Origin of the sequence: Methylobacter marinus A45, assembly GCF_000383855.1 — a bacterium.
Lineage (GTDB): Bacteria > Pseudomonadota > Gammaproteobacteria > Methylococcales > Methylomonadaceae > Methylobacter > Methylobacter marinus.
Genome location: NZ_KB912877.1, coordinates 453030 through 473102, shown reverse-complemented (window position 1 = coordinate 473102; position 20073 = coordinate 453030). Strand labels below are relative to the sequence as shown.

The window sequence follows — 20073 nt, the reverse complement described above, 5'->3', positions numbered from 1 at the left end:
ATGGATAACAGACAAAACCGGCTGGAGGCGCTGCTTTGGAGCGGTTTTGGCCTGCTGGTCCTGGGATACGCCCTGATTCCGGTGCTGTGGATTCTGTCGCTGTCGCTGAAATGGCCCGCCGATCTGAACGACCGGCGCCTGATCCCGGCCCGCATCAGTTTCGATAATTACCGGGCCGTGTTCGAGGATGCCCAGTTTCCGGCGGCCTTGTGGAACTCCTTCGGCATCGCGCTGCTGGCGACCGGGCTGTCGATCTTGCTGGCGATGTTTGCCGCCTATGCCATCGTGCGCCTGCGGTTTGCCGGCAAAAAGCTGGTGCTGGCGGGCGTGCTGGCCATCTCGATGTTTCCGCCCGTTTCGATCATCGGTCCCTTGTTCAATCTCTGGCGCGGCATAGGGCTTTACGATACCTGGGCCGGGTTGATTATTCCTTACATGACCTTCACCCTGCCGCTAGCCATCTGGACCTTGTCGGCGTTCTTCCGCGAGATTCCCTGGGATCTGGACAAGGCCGCGCGCGTCGACGGCGCGACACCGTTTCAGGCCTTTTTCCATGTCATTGCCCCGTTGGCGGCGCCGGGCGTGTTTACGGCCGCGATTCTGGTTTTTATCTTCGCCTGGAACGACTTTCTGTTCGCGACCTCGCTGACGTCCACGAATGACGCGCGCACGGTGCCGGCGGCCATCGCCTTCTTCACGGGCAGTTCGCAGTTCGAGCAGCCGACCGGATCGATCGCCGCGGCCTCGGTGGTCGTGACCGTGCCGATCATCGTCATCGTGCTGTTATTTCAACGGCGTATCGTTGCCGGACTCACCGCCGGCGCGGTCAAAGGCTAGGAGGAGCAATGGCCGAAATCGTTCTCGACAATGTCAGCAAGCAGTTTGCCGACGGCACGCGGGTGTTAAGGAACACCAGTTTCACGATCCACGACGGCGAATTCTTTATCCTGGTCGGCCCGTCCGGCTGCGGCAAATCGACGCTGCTGAACATGATCGTCGGCCTGGACTCGGTCAGTGCCGGGGAAATCCGTGTCGACGGCCGGGTCATCAATGACCTGGACCCCAAGAATCGCAATATGGCGATGGTATTCCAGAGCTATGCGATTTATCCGCATATGACGGTGGGCGAGAATATCGGTTTCCCGCTGCGGCTGGCGGGTCTCTCCAAGGCGGAAATCACCCGAAAAGTCTGGGATGCCGCGGCACTTCTGGAACTGACCACCTTGCTGGAGCGCAAGCCGGCCAGCTTGTCCGGCGGCCAGCGCCAGCGCGTGGCCATGGGGCGCGCCCTGGTGCGCAACCCCGTGGCGTTTTTGCTGGACGAGCCGCTTTCCAACCTCGACGCGCGATTGCGCGTGCAGATGCGCGCCGAAATCGGCCGCCTGCAGAAGCGGCTCGGCACCACGATGATTTACGTGACTCATGACCAGACCGAGGCGATGACGCTGGGCGACCGCGTGGCGGTGTTAAACCAGGGTGTCGTGCAGCAGGTCGGCACACCCCGGGAGCTGTATCAAAGGCCGGCCAATCTGTTCGTCGCCGGCTTTATCGGATCGCCGGGCATGAACTTTGTGCCGGCCCGACTGGAAGGAAAGAGGCTGGCGCTGCCGTTCGGTGAAGCCGTACTGCCTGACCGGTTGGAAAAAAGCCGGCCTGGAGACGGGCTGGTCATCGCCGGTTTCCGTCCCGAAGCGGTCAGTTCGGCCGGACAGGGACACTCGCATGATCTGGCCTTTGAGGCGCGTATCGATGTGGTCGAATGGCTGGGCGCCGAGCTGTTCGTTTATTTCGATATCGCCTGGTCGGAAAAATGGGATTTGATTCTGCCGCATCTGAGCGCCATGCCGGAAAAAGGCACAACGATGTTCGTAGGCCGCCTTGATCCGTCGCTCAAGGTAAGCAAAGGCCAGACGCTCAGGTTGCAGTTGAAGCGTCAGGACATCCATCTTTTTGATGGCCGGACCGGGCGTAATCTGGCCATGATGGCATGATGCCTCCGGCGACTGAAGTCGCCCCCCACGGGTATGGCAAGCGCTATGGGGATATCTCGGGCAGGACGGAATTTGCGAACCCGTCCCTAACGGTTCAGGGATGGCTGAACATCTAATTCATGCAAAACATTTCGGACGCGGCAGGCAACATGTCCCGTCCGGTTGCAAAGATTCGGGCGCAACGCAATATTCCAGTTGTCGCCCACAATCTTGAGCCTGCCGGGCCGCATCAATAGCATCATCGAACCGCAAGCAATTGTCGCCTTTGGCGATCAGCTGTTTCTCTTGGAACTGACGGGATCCGTAAAGGATCGTATTTTATGAGTTTGATAGGTTAGAGATGAATAGACATGAGCCTAACGACGGAAAAAACAACCGACGATCTCCAGGAGCAACCTCTCGCCAAGATTCCCTCGGGCATTCGCGGCCTGGATGAGATTACCCATGGCGGCCTTCCCAAGGGACGCACCGTGCTGGTGGCGGGCGGTCCGGGTTCGGGCAAAACGCTGCTGGCCATGGAATTCCTGGTGCGCGGCATCATCGATTACGATGAGCCGGGCGTTTTTATGGCCTTCGAGGAAACCGCCCAGGAGCTGAGCAGCAACATGGCTTCGCTCGGGTTCCGCGTGGACGAACTGGTTGGCAAAGGGAAAATGCTCATCGATTACATACACCTGGAGCGCAGCGAGATCGAGGAAACGGGCGAATATGACCTGGAGGGGTTGTTCGTCCGGCTGGGTTACGCCATCGACTCGATCGGCGCCAAACGCGTCGTGCTCGATACGATCGAAATGCTGTTCGCCGGCCTGCCTGACGAGGGGATTCTGCGCGCGGAATTACGCCGTCTGTTCCGTTGGCTGAAGGCCCGCGGCGTTACCGCCATCATGACCGCCGAGCGCGGTAATGAGACGCTGACCCGCTATGGCATGGAGGAGTATGTCTCCGACTGTGTCATCACGCTCGACCATCGCATTTATAACCAGATCTCCACGCGTCGCCTGCGCGTGCTGAAGTATCGAGGTTCCCTCCATGGCACTAACGAATATCCGTTCCTCATTGACGAGGATGGGATCTCCATTCTGCCGATTACCTCCATGAGCCTTGAGCATACCGTCTGCAACGACCGCATTTCCACCGGCATCGAGCGTCTCGACAACATGCTCGGCGGCATGGGCATATACCGGGGCAGCAGTGTGCTGCTCAGCGGCACGGCGGGCACGGGCAAAACCACTTTCGCGGCATTTTTCGCGGACGGGGCCTGCCGCCGGGGCGAGCGTGTTCTCTATTTGCCGTTCGAGGAGGCGCCTCACCAGATCATCCGCAACATGCAGTCGGTAAGTCTCGATCTGGCGCCATGGGTAGCGCAGGGGCTGCTGCGCTACCATGCGGTGCGGCCGACAATTTATGGTCTGGAGATGCACCTGGCCAGCATCCACAAGCTGGTGGAGGAATTCCAGCCCAGCCTGGTGGTGGTCGATCCGGTCACCAACCTGATATCCGTGGGTACCCTCTCCGAGTCCGAGGCGATGCTCGCCCGCCTGATCGACTGGTTGAAAAGCCGGCGGATCAGTGCCGTGTTCACCAGCCTGACCTCCGGCGGGGGGGCGCTGGAACAGACCCAGGTGGGTATTTCCTCGGTGATGGATACCTGGTTGATGCTCAGCACCATCGAAAGCCGCGGAGAGCGCAATCGGGGCATTCAAGTCGTGAAGTCGCGAGGCATGGCGCATTCCAACCAGATACGCGAGTTCCTTATCAATGATCAGGGCATCCGCCTGCGCGACGTCTACATCGGTCCGTCGGGAGTATTGACCGGCGCCGCCCGCTTCGCCCAGGAGGCGCGGGAAGAGGCGGAGCGTATCCTGCGCGATCAGGAGATCAAGCACCATCACAGTCAACTGGCGCATAAGCGTGCCGCCCTGGAAGCGCGGATTGATGCTCTGCGCGCGCAATTCGAGACGGAGGAGTCGGAGATCAATCTGGCGATCGTGCAGGCACAACAGCTGAAGACCCGGGCGGCAAGCGAACGTGAAGAAATGGCCCGGATACGCCATGGCGATGACGTTTCGGGCAACAAGTAGAGGAGAGCGAACCATGTCAGACAACCACGAGCATACAGCAGAAGATAAATCCGAAGATAGCGAAGAGATGTGGAAGCTGCGTCTCTACGTGGCCGGGCAGACACCCAAGTCGCTGACTGCGTTCGCCAACCTGAAACGGATCTGCGAAGAGTATCTGAAAGGCCGTTATAGCGTCGAGGTGATCGACTTGCTGGAAAACCCGCAGTTGGCCGCCGGCGACCAGATCCTGGCTATCCCTACGCTGGTGCGCAATCTGCCTGAGCCGATGCGCAAGATCATCGGAGATCTATCGAACACCGAACGAGTATTGGTAGGCCTGGATCTGCGTCAACGGAAGGGGACAATATGAGTCCGCGCGATAAGACAGGGCAGGTCAGCGAACACCCTGAGCAAGCCAAAAGCGCTACCGAAGCATTTCAGGACGCGCTCCTGAATAAAGAGCAACAGTATCTGCTACGCCTTTACGTAGCCGGTACCACGGCGCTCTCGGTGCAGGCCATCGCCAATATCCGACAGGTATGTGAGCAGGAGCTGGTCGGGCGCTATGATCTGGAGGTGGTCGACATCTACCAGTCACCGGAGCGAGCGAAAGACGACAATATCGTCGCCGTTCCCACCCTGGTCAAGCAACTTCCCCGCCCGTTGCGCAAGTTGATTGGCGATCTCTCTAATTGCGAGCGCATTCTCGTGGGCCTGGACCTGCGTCCGAAACCTTCCACCAGAGCGGAGCAGAACGGTGAAATCCGGCAATGAGGCACAGCAGGAGCTGCTACTTAAAATCCAGGACCTGACGCTGCGCCTGGAGGAAGCGCAGGAAACCCTGGACGCCATCCATACCGCCACAGTGGACGCGGTGGTGGTGAATCACGACGGCAAATACCGGGTTTATACCCTGGAAGGGGTCGATACCATCTACAGACATTTGTTCGAAACGCTGAACGAGGGGATCCTCATCGTCGCCGCCGACCGGACGGTTCTTTATGCCAACCGGCGATTCGCGGACCTGACAGGCATGGCGCTGAGTAGAATCACCGGTGCCGGCCTCGAACGCTTTTGGCCCCTGGATCAGGCGGCGGATTTTGCCTCGCTCCTGGCAAGAGCGGAGGAAAGGCCGCACCGCGACAATCTGTCGCTGATCCGTGCCGACGGCAGCCGGGTGCCCGTGATGGTTTCGATCAATCCGGCCCCGCTGGAAGCCCCCGAGGCTGGCTGCGCGATCGTAGTCACGGACCTGACGGAACTGCGGCAGGCACAGGAATCCCTGCGCAAGGCCAATGAGGAACTGGAGACGCGGATCAGGGCGCGGACAGCGGATCTTCAATGCGCCAACATGGCGCTGGAAATCGAGATCGCCGAGCGTATGCGGGCGCAAGAGGCCCTGCAAAACAAGGATAGGCAAAAGGACGAGTTTCTGGCCATCCTGGCCCATGAACTGCGCAATCCTTTAGCGCCGCTCAGCAATGCCGTGCAGATTATGAAACGGCCCGATCTGGACGAAAAGCGGCTCGCCTGGTGCCATGATGTCATAGACCGCCAGATCGAACACATGGTGCGCCTGGTGGACGACCTGCTGGATGTTTCCCGCATCAGTCGCGGCAAGATCGAACTCAAGAGGGAATACCTCGAATTGTCCGCTATCATCGACAGTGCCGTCGAAAGCACCTTGCCCTTCATTGAAGCCACCGGCCACCAGTTGACGGTTTCCCTGCCCGATGAACCATTGGTTCTCAACGCCGATCCGGTGCGGCTCACTCAAGTATTCGCCAATCTGCTTAACAATGCGGCGAAATACATGAAGGCGGGCGGAGACATTTATCTTTCGGTACGAAGACAAGACACTACCGCCAGGGTGAGCGTGCGGGACACAGGTATCGGCATCCCTGCCGAGGCGCTGCTTTCGATATTCGACCTGTTTACCCAGGTCGACATTGGCGCCAGCCATGCTCAGGGCGGCCTGGGTATAGGGCTGGCCCTGGCGCGCAGCCTGGTACAGATGCACGGCGGCAGCATCGAGGTTTATAGCGCAGGTCCCGGCCAGGGCAGCGATTTTGTCGTTTATCTGCCGCTAGTGGCTGAATACCATGACGATGCCAAGGCATCGCAAGACTCGTCTGCCGGGCACCACTCCCCTCAGCGTATCCTGGTGGTGGACGATAACCGCGACGCCGCCGACAGCCTTGGCATGCTGCTGGAATCCCTGGGCGCCGAAGTGCAGGTCGTTTACGACGGGAGGACGGCGCTGGAGACTCTCAAGGTCTTCACGCCGTCCATGATACTGTTGGATCTGGGCATGCCGGAGATGGACGGCTACGAGGTAGCCCGGCGGATCCGGAAGCAACCCTGCTTGCGGGATGTGGTACTGATTGCGCTGACCGGTTGGGGACAGAAGAAGGACCGCGAGCGTACCCGCATGGAGGGATTCGATCACCATCTGATCAAGCCGGTGGATATCGAGGTCCTGAAGACGCTGTTGAGGTTGTAGTATGAATCTTTCGAACGAATGGCTGTAAAGTTGAATTACTTGTGCTCATAGTCCGGATTTTTCATGAAACCACGAAGGACACGAAGAAAATCATGGCATTATCAATTCTCACCGATAACTTCATGAACTCATTGTGAAATATTCAGACTAAAGTCTCTTTGTGATTTATGGCGCCAGGGAGCGCTATGCTTTTGTATCCAAACTTCAAAACTGATGTTACGCGGCCAGTTGAAGTTAGATCGATTTAATTAAGGTGTCGCTAGCGCGACGGTTTTATTTAATCGGGTTTATCGCACCCGAAGGCGAGTTACTTTCTTTTGCGCGGCCTCGGCAATTGCTCCTGCATTGCTCTACCTCCTGCATCCATGCAGTCGAAAAGAAAGTAACCAAAGACAAATCTGTCTGGAACAGATTTGGATGCGAAGCACGCGCAGCGCGAGTGCCTGGATGGCACGAGTCAGCAGGCCGCCCGGTTGCCGCTTGCTTCCTGTGCTCCTCGCTCTTGTGCCCCTTGCGGGTATTCGCCGAGGGTTGCCAAAAGGGACTCCTGTCCCTTTGGCAACGCGCTTCCTCCATGAAGCGCCCCTTCGGGCTGCTCACTCGGCACATCCCTGTGCCTCGCCCTTTGGGTGCGATGCATGCAAATCGGCTATCCTGCCGATTTGTCTCGGCGAAAGCTGCGGTGCTCGGCGCGGCAAACGGGATGAAACCGCCCGTGCGTAACATCAGTTCAAAATTTATCAAACAAAATATTCTTCGAATCGACGCCCTGATTGATCAGCATATTGACCACGGCATCGATCATCATCGGCGGGCCGCACAGGTAATACTCGCAGTCTTCGGGAGCCGGGTGGTCTTTGAGATACTGATCGTACAGGATCTGGTGAATGAAGCCGACGGGGCCGGTCCAGTTGTCTTCGGGCAATGGACTGGACAGGCCGATGGCCCACTCGAAGTTGTCATGCTCCTGCGCCAGCCGGTCGAAGTCTTCGGCGTAAAATACTTCGGCCAGACTGCGGGCGCCATACCAGTAGGATATTTTCCGGCCGCTATGCAAGCGTTCCAGCTGATCGAAGATATGCGAACGCATGGGCGCCATGCCCGAACCGCCTCCGACGAAGATCATTTCGTTATTGGTCTCCCGGGCGAAGAACTCGCCGTAGGGACCCGATAGGCTGACCCTGTCGCCGGGCTTCAGATTGTAGATATAGGACGACACCTTGCCGGGCGGAGCGTCGGGATCGGAGGGCGGCGGCGAGGCGATGCGGACGTTCAGCATGATGATGCCTTTTTCGCCCGGATAGTTGGCCATGGAGTAGGCGCGCATGACCGGTTCGTCGACTTTGGAAACATATTGCCACAGGTTGTATTTGTCCCATTCCGGCCGGAACCGCTCGTCGATGTCGAAATCGCTGTACCTGACGGTATGGGGCGGTACGTTGATCTGGACATAGCCGCCGGCCCGAAATTCCATGTCTTCGCCGGGCGGCAGTTCCAGGACCAGTTCCTTGATGAAGGTCGCCACGCTGCGGTTGGAGCGCACCGTGCAGTCCCAGTTGCGGATCGCGAACAGTTCCGGCGGCAGGCCGAGGCTCATGTCGTCCTTGACTGAAACCTGGCACGACAGCCGGTAGTTGGCGTTGATCTGTTGCCGGTTGAGTTTGGCCCGTTCGGTGTCCAGGAGATCGCCCCCGCCTTCCTTGATCACGACCTTGCATTGTCCGCAGGTGCCCTGGCCGCCGCAGGCCGAGGGAATATAGATTTCATTGTCGGCCAGGGCATTCAGCAATTTGCCGCCCATCGGCACGGACAGGCTGAGCGCCGGATCATCGTTGATATCGATCGTGGCGTTGCCTTTGGCGACCAGCCGGTCTTTGGCCAGCATCACGACAACAGCCAGCACCAGCACGATCAACGTGAACAGGGCCATGCTGATAATGATCAGGATGATATCGCTCATGCCGGTTCACACTGGACGGCTGAAGCCGCTCCCATATTGACTGAACGGTTCGTCTTCATGGCTACAGCTCGATGCCGGAAAACAGCATGAAGGCCATGGCCATCAAGCCGGCCGTGATGAAGGTTATGCCGAGTCCTCTGAGGCCTTCGGGTACATTGCTGTACTTCATTCTTTCGCGGATGCCGGCCAGCCCAATGATAGCCAGCGCCCAGCCCGTGCCGGTGCCCAGGCCGAACACGGCGCTCTCCATAAAATTGTAATTGCGCTCAACCATGAACAGGCTGCCGCCGAGAATGGCGCAATTGACCGTAATCAGGGGCAGGAAGATGCCGAGCGCGATGTAGAGCCTGGGGATATATTTGTCCAGAAACATTTCCAGGATCTGCACGATGGCGGCAATGACGCCGATATAGCTCAACAGCCCGAGAAAAGTCAGGTCGACGCCGTGCAGTCCCAGCCAGGACAGGGCGTTTTCCTTGAGCACATGCTGGTAAATGAGATTATTGATCGGCACGGTGATCGATTGCACGACAATGACGGCAATACCTAGTCCAATGGCGGTCGCCATGCGTTTGGAGACGGCTAGAAACGTGCACATGCCCAGAAAAAAAGCCAGGGCCAGATTTTCAATGAAAATGGCGGTGAGAAACAGGCTCAGGTAATGTTCCAGCATTGCTTACTCCAGCCCGCTGTTACGGGCAACATCTTCCGGTATTTGCCCTTGTTCGAGATTGTCCAGAAACGGGCTATATCCGTGTTCGCCCAGCCAGTATCTGACCAGATTATTGACGCCGCGACTGGTTATGGTCGCGCCGGAAAGGCTGGCGACTTGATGGTCGGCCTGGTCTGAAGCCGGATCGATCTCGCCGCGCGTGACTTCGATAATCACCCGACCCTGCTCATCGTATGCCTGTTTGCCCTCCCAGCTGTTTTTCCATTGCGGATTATCGACTTCTCCTCCCAGCCCCGGCGTTTCCTTGTGATCGTAAAACGTGATGCCGGTGATCGTGCGCAGATCCTTGTCCAATGCGATAAAGCCGTAAAGGGTGGACCACAGTCCCTTGCCGTAGACAGGCAGGACCAGCTTTTGCAGTTGCTGGCCGTCCTTGACCTGATAGACCACCATGTACTTGGGTCGCTGTTTTATCCGGGCCTGATCGTGTTCCGGCGGAATGGCTTCGCCGTAATCGGGATCGAAAGCCAGCGCTTGAATATCGAAGGTCTCGAGGTTGAGTCTTTCATCGAATTTTTCCTCGTCGACGATCTCTCCGGACTGCAGGTTTATCATCAAGGGCTCGATTTTTTGTTCATAGATCGCATCAAGATCGGCGCCTTCCTCATACAGATCGGCAACGATCAGGATATTTCTGATCCTGTCCAGGCGCTGGTTATGCTTTTGCGTGGCATGCAGCAATATCGCGGCGGCGGACACGAACAGGGAGCAGACCAGGCTAACGCCCAATACAATCTGCAACGCATGCCGGACGCTATCCTTTTGCATCGAGCCTCCGCTGCCGTCTGCGGATATGCCGGCTGACGAATAGCTTGTCTATGGTCGGCGCGAACACGTTGCCGAATAAAATAGCCAGCATGATGCCCTCCGGGAAGCCGGGGTTGATGACTCTGACCAATACCGTCAAGGCGCCGATCAGCATTCCGTAAACATACTGGCCGGGCAGGGAATGCGCGGCCGATACCGGATCGGTGGCCATGTAAACCGTGCCGAAGGCGAATCCGCCCAGCACCAGGTGCCATTGCGGCGTGAGCTGAAACATCGGGTTCGACGCGCTGCCGACGTAATTGAACAGCAGCGACAGGCCGGCCATGCCCAGCACGACGCCGGCCATGATGCGCCACGAGCCGACGCGGCTGACGATCAGAATGAGCGCGCCGATCAGGCAGGCCAATGTCGAGGTTTCGCCCATGGAGCCGGGCATTAAGCCATAGAAGGCGTCCTGCCAGGAAACCGACAGCTCCAGCGCCGGATCGGGCAGTTCCGCCAGGGGCGTGGCCCGGCTGTAGCCGTCGACCGGCACCCAGACGGTATTGCCGGTCATTTCCCGGGGATAGGAGAAAAACAGGAAGCAGCGCCCGACCAGGGCCGGGTTCAGTATGTTCATGCCGACGCCGCCGAAAATTTCCTTGCCGATCACCACGCCGAACGAGATGCCGATCATGACCTGCCACCAGGGTATGGATGGCGGCAGGATCAGCGCGAACAGCAGGCTGGTGACCAGAAACCCCTCGCTGATGGTTTGTTGCCTGACGCAGGCGAACAGCACTTCCCAGAAGCCGCCCGCGAGCACGGTGACGATATAGACCGGCAAAAAATACAGCGCGCCCAGCAGCATGTTGTCGAGCATGCTGGCCGGATCGCTGCCGGCGCCCATGAAAGTCAGCAGGGCGCCGCGCCAGCCCGGGGCATATTCGGCGCTTTGCTGTTGCAGCGCCAGGTTGACTTGCAGGCCGGTATTATAGAAAGCCATGACGACGGTCGGTATCAGCGCGACGATGACCGTGACCATCATGCGTTTCATGTCCATGGCGTCGCGCACGTGCGGGGCGTCCGCGGTAACGGTCCCGGGCGTATACAGAAAAGTGTCCACGGCCTCGTACAGCGGGCCCAGCTTCTGCCATTTTCCACCCTTGCCGAAAAGCGCGCCGAGTTTGCCGGGTTTCTCGCTCATGCGCCGACGCTCCCTGAAATCTCTTCCTCGATCATTTCCAGGTTTCGGCGCAGCAGCGGCGCGAATTCCAGTTTAGACGGGCAGACAAAGGAACATAAGGCCAGATCTTCCTCGGCCAGTTCCAGGCAGCCGAGGTTTTCGGCTTCTTCGATATCCTGGACGGCCAGCGCGCGCAGTAAAAAAAGCGGCATGATATCGAGCGGCATGACGCGTTCGTAATTGCCGTTAGGGATAATGGCCCTGATATCGCCGTGCGTCGAGGTGGTGAAATCGTAGGTGCTGCCGGGGATAAATTTGGATAGCACGACATTTTTAATGGAATAGAGATGAAGGCCGGGATTCAGCCAGCCCAGGAATTCGCGCCGCCGATGTTCCGGCAACACGGAAATCTGCTGATGGTAGCGGCCCAAAAACGCCGTGGCGCCTTCGGCTTTATGGCCGGACAGTACCGAGCCGGAAATGATGCGGTTACCGTTTCTGCTCAGTTCGCCCTGGCAGTGTTCATCAAGGCAGGCGCCGATTCGGGTTCTGATCAGGCAGGGATTTTTGACGGACGGGCCGGCCAGGGACACGATGCGGTCGACATACAGCCGGCCGGTGGTGAACAGTTTACCCACCGCGATCACATCTTGAAGACCGAGGTGCCAGACGGTTTTGCCGAGATGGACGGGGTCGAGAAAATGGATATGCGTGCCGACGTTGCCGGCCGGATGGGGGCCTGAGAATTCGGCGACAGTCAGGTTCTCGATGTCCATGTCCGGCAGCCGGGTTTTCGGATGTTTGCACAGAAAGATCTTGCCCTCGGGCAAGCGGGCCAGGATGCGCGCGCCGTTGGCGAAGTCCTGTTCGTGGCCGGCCAGCAGCGGTTCGATGGCCGGTGCCAGCGGATTGGTATCCATGGCCGTGATAAAGAGGGAGTGAGGCACTGTTTCAGGATCTGCCGTTCTATTGAACGGCCGTGCGCGCAGTGCCGTCCACAAACCGGACTCCAGCAGTTGCTCGATGATCTGTTGGCGGTTTAGCGAGGACAGACGGTCTTCGGCATAGGACTGGAAGCGAACTTCCTCCTCACTGTCAGTCAGTTCGATCACGACCGACAGCAAAGCGCGTTTTTCGCCGCGATTAATGGCTTTTACATAACCTGTCCCGGGCGAGGTAAAGCGTACCGCCGGCATTCTTTTATCGGTGAACAATAGTTGGCCTTTAATGACCGTATCGGACTCCTTGACCGCCATTTGCGGCTTTAAACCGATACTGTCAAAACCGAGTATCGCAACGGTTTTAGGGGGGGGCGTGGTTTTGATAATCTGTTCGGGGCCGCCTTTGATGGGCAGGTCCAGGCCTTTTCTTATTTTAATCATTGAGTGATAAGTGCTGGATGGATGCAAGACTGGCACTGGTATTATTTCTTAATGGACGAGCGCGATAAATCAGTAGAACTACCTATGGATAGCGTTGCCAAATACCGCCGGGTCGGCTGATTGCCGGTGTTATTGTTAAGTGCTTCGTCGAGACTTTGAAAATTATTCGGGAACTTTCGGGTTTTGGATAAAATCTTTGTATCAATTGATGGGCAAGTCTTATATCTGGCAAGGCTTACCTGATGCTGATCAGAAAAGCCTTAGATAAATTACTCTGTTCCCGATTTGTAAAAATAGCGATATACAAAAAATTGAGAGTTGATACAATCAAATATTTAAGGTTTTGATTATAAAGCTGAGATTCAGTAATTCAGAGTTGTTAATAATAAAAAACACTAGCGATGGAGCCTGACTGATATCGTGTAATTTTTGTAATTATCCTTTTCCATTATCTAAGCGCTGTATTTCTTAATAACAAACAGACTTCGGATTTTACGGTCTTGTAGAGGTGTTTTATATGTGTCAAACCAGTCAACGGGTTTCATTTGGATTTACCGAGCAGACGTTTCCGGTAGGGATGCACATCTGCTACTTGTACAATAATGAGAACGAGCGGCGTCATATTATTGGCCGGTTTATCCAAAGCGGACTGCGTGCCGGCGAAAAAGTAGGTTATCTTGCGAATATTTCTTCCACGGATGAAATCGATAGGCAGCTCTCTCAACTAGGCATAGCGCCTCCATGTGATATTAAGCCGGAGCAACTGCTTCTGAAGCCGGCAGAGGCAACTTATTGTCCCGATGGGACTTTCAGGCCGGAGCGCATGATTGATTATTGGCGTTCCCTTTATGCCCAGACCCAGCATGAAAGCTTTTCAGGCATGCGCCTGACCGGGGTAACAAATTGGATAAACAAGGGCCTGCCCGGCATTGAACGCTGGATCGAATATGAAGCGATGCTTAACAACCTGCTGGAAGAGTTGCCTATCCATGGCATTATTTGTCAGTATGACGTCAATAAAATAGACGGCGCTACGCTTTTTGACGTGCTGAATGTGCACCCGATGATGATCGTGGCCGGTCAGATTGTGCATAATCCTTATTTCCAGCAACCTCAAAACCATCATGAGCTGACCCCCGCGATACAAGCATAGATTTTATCGGTTATTCCCCCGTTAGCTGATGGTATTTCCCTATGGCACATAATTGTTTTGCAGCAAGCTTCATCCATGATGACCACTCAATGTAGAGCCGAGGTTCTTGGCAAACTGTTCGTTATTCCCGGAACCCTGTGCATTCTTCCGGACCAGCAAACTATTGTTGATTTTGTCAATAAAGCGCTAAATCAGATCGTGCCCGGCCTTGCCTCGGTATATTTCTGCATGGAAGGTTCTATAAGCGTAACAACATCGGATCCCGTTATTAACTGTACAGGCTGCGCCACTAACTGGGACAGGGCCTTTGCCTCTGCCGAACCCTGTGCACTGGATCGGGCAGGCACGCGCCGTCTGCCGCTGCGTACCGCGTCGAGGCTATACGGGTTCTTGATCTATTCGATTGATAATCTTGAGGAGTTTTTACCTTATGAGCCCTATGTCGCGAATCTTGCCAATATCGTTACCACGGAACTGGAAAGGCGCTCGTTGGAATTGACGAGGCGGACGGTCCAGGAACAGCTTCATCAAGTGCTACAGGAACTGGAGTCCGAGGTTGTCGACCGTACGACGGAGTTAGCGCAACGCAATGCCGAGCTTGAGAAGGAGATACAGTCCCGAAACAGCCTGGAAAAAGCGTTGCGGCTCAGCGAGGAACGCTACCGGTCCCTGACGATCGCCACGACACAGGTCACCTGGACAGCCAGCCCTTTGGGGGAAGTCATCGAGGATATCCCCAGTTGGCGGCTATTTACGGGCCAGAATGAGGAGGAGGTTAAAGGGCATGGCTGGATCAATGCCGTGCATCCGGAAGATCGTCAGCAGGCCATGATGGGCTGGCTGCAGTCGGTGAAGACCGCTTCTATCTATAACACGGAGTATCGCCTTTATCGACATGACGGCGAATATCGTTATGTTTCCGTTCGCGGGGTGCCTATATTGGAAGGGGACGGAAGCATTCGGGAATGGATAGGAACCTGCACGGATATTACCGAGCAGAAGCTGGTGGAAGCCGCGCTGCAGAAATCTCATGAGGAACTGGAAATCCGAGTGCAGGAAAGAACCGCGGAACTGGCGCATACTAATGAAATCCTGAGTAATGAGATTGCCGAAAGAAAACGCATGGAACAGGCGCTGCGCGAAACTGACCGCCATAAGGACGAATTCCTGGCCATGCTGGCCCACGAGCTGCGCAATCCGCTGGCGCCGATCCGCCACGCGCTGCATGTATTAAAGAAGCAGGGTCACACGGATCCCACGCTGGAATGGGGGCATGCGCTGGTTGACCGGCAAGTCACCCATATGGCGCGGCTGCTTGATGACCTGCTGGATGTGGCCCGCATCATTCAGAACAAAATCCGGTTGAAAATGGAACGTTGCGATTTAAACGATATCATTACCCATGCCGTGGAGGATTGCCTGCCCTTGATTGAAGAGCGGAAGCATCATCTCGTGCTTTCCCTGCCGGAAGAGCCTCAGTGGGTGGAAGGCGATGCGACACGGCTGGAGCAGGTTATTACTAATTTATTGAACAATGCCGCCAAGTATACGGAGGAAGGCGGTAAAATAACCCTCAGCGCCATGCAAACGGGCGTTTATGCACTGATACGCGTGGAAGACACCGGTGTCGGCATCGCCCCGGAACTTCTGGCGCATGTTTTTGATCTTTTTACCCAGGCCGATCGTTCCCTGGCCCATTCTCAGGGCGGACTCGGACTAGGACTGACACTGGTGCGCCAGTTGGTCGAGAAGCATGGCGGCTCGGTCACGGCGGCGAGCGCCGGCGTCGGTCAGGGCAGTTCATTCACGGTACGGCTGCCACTTCTGCCGACCATTCAACCTGTTATCGAATCAACGAACGAATCTATGCCTAATACATCTATTTCTTTATTATCCGATCTACGCATTCTGGTCGTGGATGACTATGTCGATGCGGCTGAAAGCCTGGCGATGCTGCTGCAAGCGGAAGGCCATGAAGTCGAAACGGTCCACTACGGCCTGAAAGCGATCGAACAGGCGCAGCGTTTCCGGCCGCAGGTCGTGCTGCTCGATATCGGCCTGCCCGATCTGGACGGCTACGAGGTCGCCAAGCGGCTGCGGGCCTTGCCGGAAACCCGCGATACGATCCTGATCGCCTTGACCGGTTACGGACAGGCTGAAGACCGTAACCGGTCACAGAACGCGGGGTTCGACCATCACCTGCTCAAGCCGGTTAACTTTGAAAAGCTCTCGGATCTGCTGGCTTCCGCATGACTGCCGGCATAATGACCAGCTTGGGCGGCCGAAGACTAGCCAATATTTTTCATGCGGCCACACATTGGGGCAGTTAGTTCGATTTACTGCAAGTATCATTTTTTGAGTCGCTTCGGACAAATACGCGCTTAGAGGCGAATTCATTTATGCCCCCGGGTCGTACCCATGGAGCACAAGCGAATTCGACCCTACAGTGGCCGGCGTCAAAATCAGTGGTAACAAAAGGCGGCTCTCTTCCTCTTATCCTACATTCCGCGGCAAAATTTGACCCAATCAGCATTATTTCAGTATCGATTGTTAATCGGCCTGTCCATTTTCCTTGATTCCCAGGGTTTTAATCTGGCAATTCCTACGGATTGATCCCTGATACCGTAATACGCAGGGGCGAACCTGTGTGTTCGCCCTTGCCCAACGGTTCGCCTTTGGCCAGCGGTTCCCCCGATAACCTGTTGTGCACCCGAAACAGGGCGGACACGTAGGTCCGCCCCTACAATGCGTCCGCACGATACAGGCTCCCTCTTTGATTTCCATGTTACCTATTATTCCGGTAATGGCTGATTTGGCTGCGGAATGTCGGTCTTATTCTGAATTCAGGTTATTGATGGCTCAGTGGGTTCCCATACTGAATTTTTTAGTCAAGACAAGGCGGCGTTATGATGCCGTCAGCAAGGCTGATAACTTCTCGAAGTTAACCGGCTTGAGTAAATGGTGATTGAATCCGGCCAATTCCGAACGTTCGCGATCTTCGGTTTGTCCGTAACCGGTCAAGGCGATCAGGGTCGTGTCGCGGGTTTCCGGCAAGGCCCGCAGCCGCTTGGCGACCTCGTAGCCGTCCAGATCGGGCAGGCCGATGTCGAGCAGCACGACCTGCGGCCGGAAACGCTGCGCCTGTTCGATCGCTTTCAGGCCGCAGTCGGCGGTTTCGACTTCATGGCCTTCCGCTTGCAGCAGCATGGTCAGGCTTTCGGCCGCGTCAAGATAGTCATCCACGACCAGGATGCGAAATTTGGGTATCGGTAACATGGATTGGGTCTGTGTGGATTCGGTATCGGTGGATTTCATTGTCAAGGCCGGCAGCCGTACCGTGAATGAACTGCCCTGGCCGACGCCGGCGCTCGCCGCCGTGACCGTGCCGCCATGGATCTCGACCAACTGGCGCACCAGCGTCAGTCCAATGCCCAATCCGCCCTGGGAATGGGCTAGGGAATGGTCGGCCTGGGTAAAAAGATCGAAAATCTGTGGCAGAATGTCCGGAGCGATGCCGATGCCGGTGTCCTGGATCTTGATGACGGCGTCGGAATTGTCCCGCATCACGCTCAGCGTGATTGTGCCGCCTTCGCTGGTGTATTTGGCGGCATTGTTCAGCAAGTTGGACAAAACCTGCTCCAGTCGAACCCGATCGCCCTCGATCCACTGGGGAGTTGTGGTCTGGGAGACGATCAACTCCTGACCACGCGATTCGATCAGGGGGCGGCTGGTTTCTATGGCATTATTGACAATATCGGTAAGCTCGAAACGCTCGGACTTCAGGGTGATTTTGCCTTGCATGATGCGGGCCACATCCAGCAGGTCATCGAGCAGCCGCGCCATATGGGTCACCTGACGGTCGATGACATTACGGCTCCACACCAGCTTGGGATCCTCATCCTCCCGCATTTTCAGCAACTGCACGGCATTGCGGATGGGCGCCAGCGGATTGCGCAACTCGTGGGCCAGCATGGCCAGGAATTCGTCCTTACGGCGATCCGCGAGGCGCAATGCTTCCTCGGCACGCTTGCGCTCGGTAATGTCGGATGCCACTCCCAGCAGTTTGTTACAACTATTGTCGTCATCGAGCAGTGGGATTTTGACGGTGCTGTACCAATGCACGATGCCGTCGCAGCAGGTGACCTTTTCCTCCGGGATGCGCTTTGGAGTGCGGCTGCTTATTACCTCGAGGTCATCCTGCAGGAAGCGAGCCACTTCATCAGCATTGGTATTGAAAATTTGATCGGATTGACCGATCAAATCTTCAGGATTGGTGCCGTAGCAGCGGGCCAATGCCTCATTTCCTAAAATGAACCGGCTCTTCCGGTCCTTGACGAAAATCATGCTAGGAGCGGCATCGATGACCTGTCTGAGGAACATGCGCTCATGTTGCAATGCTTCCTGGCTGCGTTTGATGTCGGTGATGTCCTTGGTTGTTCCGAAACCTCCGGTCAGCGAACCATGCTCGTCAAATTCAAGCTCGGCCTGTTCGCGCACCCATTTTATCTCCTGGCCGACTATAAGCCGGTGTTCTATATCGTAGGGCTTGCCGGTAAGCGCGGCTTTCCATGCCTTATCGACTAACGCCCGATCGTCCGGATGAATAATCTCAAGAAATAATTGATAGGTTAGGGACGTGCCCTTGGAGATGCCAAAAATGCGGTAATTTTCATCGGACCAGTCCAGAATATTGTTCCCGATGTCCATGCGCCAACTGCCGATATGAGCGACGGCCTGGGCGCGATTCAGATTGATCTGGCTCTGGCGCAATGCCTCTTCGGTTTTCTTGCGTTCAGTGATGTTCGTACTCACCGTGGCCAAGCCGGCAAGATTTTCGTTTGGATCCTTCAGGACAAAGACGTTGCAGATCATCCAGAAAGCTTCGCCGGTTTTGAAGTGCCGGAAGCGGATTTCAATCTCGCCGCGGCCGTTCTGAATTACGGCGGGAAAGAACTCATCCATCATGAATGCCTGGTCTTCCGGAAAAAAGAATTCCCTGATCGGTATGTCAAGACCCTGTTCGAGGCTATCCAGGCCTACGAGACGCAGGCCGGCATCGTTGATAAAAAAAGGCGCGCCTTCCGTATCGCACATGCCGATAAATTCAGTGCTGCTTTTAGCCAGAAACACATATAAATCCCGCTCTGCTCTCGTTTTGTTGCGCTCGGCGATTTCTTGCTTAAGCTGCTCTTCCCGTTCCATGACCGTATGCAGTGCCCGTTGTTGTTGCTTGTATAAGAGCGAAATTATCAGGCTGCATATTGCGCCTACACTAGCCAGAAGCACGACGTGCAGCATTTCGCCGGGGCTGGCGACAGCGATGAGCTTGTAGGGCTCGAATAAAAAATAAATGCTTGCCACCGCACTCACTAACGTGGTGAAAAGTCCCGCCAGCAATCCTCCGCACCAGGCGGCGAATGCAATTACGACCAAAAAAAGCAGCAGTTGCGGCGTATATCCGAATATAAGCTGAAGGTCTTTCAAAATATACAAGATCACCGCAACCCCCAGTATTGAAGCGATATAGACATTGCGGAAAAAATATTTAAGATGAATCATTTTTATCTGTAGCGATCTATATTGACATTCGTGAGTTTAATCCAAATCGTAAGAGGGGGCCTGAAATCAAAATGGATAAGGTTGTCCTTATTAACCTGTCACAGTCCGGAAAACAGCAATGGGTTAATCGTCCAGTTGCACCATCATCTTTTTCCTTACCTGGAAAGATGCGATGATAGCCAGAGTAACTTTTAGGGCTGCTATTTTTTCATAACTAAAGGTAGAGAATTTTTTAAATCTTATAGTTCAATGAGAAACAGTATAATCATTGGCCAAACAGAGAAATTGCGGAGAAATTGATGCTTAATAAAGTGATATTGATAGGGAATTTAGGGGCTGACCCTGAAGTGCGATATATGCCGGCAGGTGGCGCTGTCACTAATATCAGTCTGGCGACCACAAGACGATGGAAGGATAAGCAAACCGGCGAAAGGCGCGATGCCACTGAATGGCATCGGATTGTATTTTTTAACCGTTTAGCGGAAATAGCCGGCGAATATCTCAAGAAAGGCAGTCAGGTTTATGTTGAAGGCCGTTTGCAAACCAGAAAGTGGCAGGGGCAGGACGGACAAGATCGCTATACGACTGAAATCATAGCGGAAGAAATGCATATGCTGGGCAGCCGTAGCGGCGGTACTTCCAGTTTTGGCACGGATCAGCCGCAGGCGGGTTATTCCGCTCCGTCATCGAAGCCTCAGCCGCCGCAAGGCAATGCGCCGTCCATGCCGTCGCCGCCCGAGTATGATGATTTCGATGACGATATCCCGTTCTGATGGATACTTGAGATAGAGTCTGTAAA

15 protein-coding genes are annotated in these 20073 nt (G+C 55.7%); 9 read left to right on the top strand and 6 right to left on the bottom strand.

Annotation, left to right across the window (positions count from 1 at the left end; genetic code table 11):
• The 6 genes from METMA_RS0101995 (at position 1) to METMA_RS25645 (ending at position 6554) form a co-directional block, all read left to right on the top strand.
• Positions 1–837 carry a carbohydrate ABC transporter permease gene (locus METMA_RS0101995; protein WP_152565111.1) on the top strand — a complete coding sequence of 279 codons (837 nt, stop codon included), beginning with the start codon at positions 1–3 and terminating at the stop codon, positions 835–837.
• An 8-nt stretch (positions 838–845) separates the two neighbouring features.
• On the top strand, positions 846–1991 hold the full coding sequence (locus tag METMA_RS0101990; RefSeq protein WP_020157387.1) for an ABC transporter ATP-binding protein: 1146 nt from the start codon (positions 846–848) through the stop codon (positions 1989–1991).
• Positions 1992–2341: 350 nt separating this feature from the next.
• The gene (gene kaiC, locus METMA_RS0101975) at positions 2342–4072 is read left to right on the top strand and encodes a circadian clock protein KaiC (protein ID WP_020157385.1); all 1731 of its coding nucleotides are present in this window, start codon (positions 2342–2344) and stop codon (positions 4070–4072) included.
• 13 nt (positions 4073–4085) lie between these two features.
• Positions 4086–4421 carry a circadian clock KaiB family protein gene (locus METMA_RS0101970; RefSeq protein WP_020157384.1) on the top strand — a complete coding sequence of 112 codons (336 nt, stop codon included), beginning with the start codon at positions 4086–4088 and terminating at the stop codon, positions 4419–4421.
• Positions 4418–4825 (top strand): circadian clock KaiB family protein, encoded by a 408-nt coding sequence (locus tag METMA_RS0101965; RefSeq protein ID WP_020157383.1) that lies wholly within the window; start codon positions 4418–4420, stop codon positions 4823–4825. Before METMA_RS0101970 ends, METMA_RS0101965 begins: the two co-directional genes overlap by 4 nt.
• Complete coding sequence (locus METMA_RS25645) at positions 4809–6554, top strand: hybrid sensor histidine kinase/response regulator (RefSeq protein WP_020157382.1); 1746 nt, start codon at positions 4809–4811, stop codon at positions 6552–6554. The genes METMA_RS0101965 and METMA_RS25645 overlap by 17 nt, the downstream gene beginning before the upstream one ends.
• 730 nt (positions 6555–7284) lie before the next feature.
• Here the strand turns inward: METMA_RS25645 and nqrF are convergent.
• The 5 genes from nqrF to METMA_RS0101935 form a co-directional block, all read right to left on the bottom strand.
• On the bottom strand, positions 7285–8514 hold the full coding sequence (gene nqrF / locus METMA_RS0101955) for an NADH:ubiquinone reductase (Na(+)-transporting) subunit F (protein WP_020157381.1): 1230 nt from the start codon (positions 8512–8514) through the stop codon (positions 7285–7287).
• 61 nt (positions 8515–8575) lie between these two features.
• Positions 8576–9187 (bottom strand): NADH:ubiquinone reductase (Na(+)-transporting) subunit E, encoded by a 612-nt coding sequence (gene nqrE, locus METMA_RS0101950; RefSeq protein ID WP_020157380.1) that lies wholly within the window; start codon positions 9185–9187, stop codon positions 8576–8578.
• Positions 9188–9190: 3 nt separating this feature from the next.
• Positions 9191–10015, bottom strand: a complete 825-nt coding sequence (locus METMA_RS23735) for a Na(+)-translocating NADH-quinone reductase subunit C (RefSeq protein WP_020157379.1) — start codon at positions 10013–10015, stop codon at positions 9191–9193.
• Entirely contained in the window at positions 10002–11201 is a 1200-nt protein-coding gene (locus METMA_RS0101940; RefSeq protein WP_020157378.1) for an NADH:ubiquinone reductase (Na(+)-transporting) subunit B, read from the bottom strand. The genes METMA_RS23735 and METMA_RS0101940 overlap by 14 nt, the downstream gene beginning before the upstream one ends.
• Positions 11198–12562 (bottom strand): Na(+)-translocating NADH-quinone reductase subunit A, encoded by a 1365-nt coding sequence (locus METMA_RS0101935; RefSeq protein WP_020157377.1) that lies wholly within the window; start codon positions 12560–12562, stop codon positions 11198–11200. The genes METMA_RS0101940 and METMA_RS0101935 overlap by 4 nt, the downstream gene beginning before the upstream one ends.
• Positions 12563–13079: 517 nt before the next feature.
• Between METMA_RS0101935 and METMA_RS0101930 the strand changes: the two genes are divergently transcribed.
• Positions 13080–13715: an MEDS domain-containing protein gene (locus METMA_RS0101930; protein WP_027146968.1), complete on the top strand. Its 636-nt coding sequence runs from the start codon at positions 13080–13082 to the stop codon at positions 13713–13715.
• A gap of 75 nt (positions 13716–13790) precedes the next feature.
• Positions 13791–15968, top strand: coding sequence for a hybrid sensor histidine kinase/response regulator (locus METMA_RS26175; protein ID WP_020157375.1), 2178 nt, complete (start codon positions 13791–13793; stop codon positions 15966–15968).
• A 651-nt stretch (positions 15969–16619) separates the two neighbouring features.
• Here METMA_RS26175 and METMA_RS0101920 read toward each other — a convergent pair.
• On the bottom strand, positions 16620–19274 hold the full coding sequence (locus METMA_RS0101920; protein WP_020157374.1) for a PAS domain S-box protein: 2655 nt from the start codon (positions 19272–19274) through the stop codon (positions 16620–16622).
• Positions 19275–19573: 299 nt separating this feature from the next.
• Here METMA_RS0101920 and ssb point away from each other — a divergent pair, with 299 nt between their 5' ends.
• Positions 19574–20047, top strand: coding sequence for a single-stranded DNA-binding protein (gene ssb / locus METMA_RS0101915; protein ID WP_020157373.1), 474 nt, complete (start codon positions 19574–19576; stop codon positions 20045–20047).
• The last annotated feature ends 26 nt before the right edge of the window (positions 20048–20073 follow it).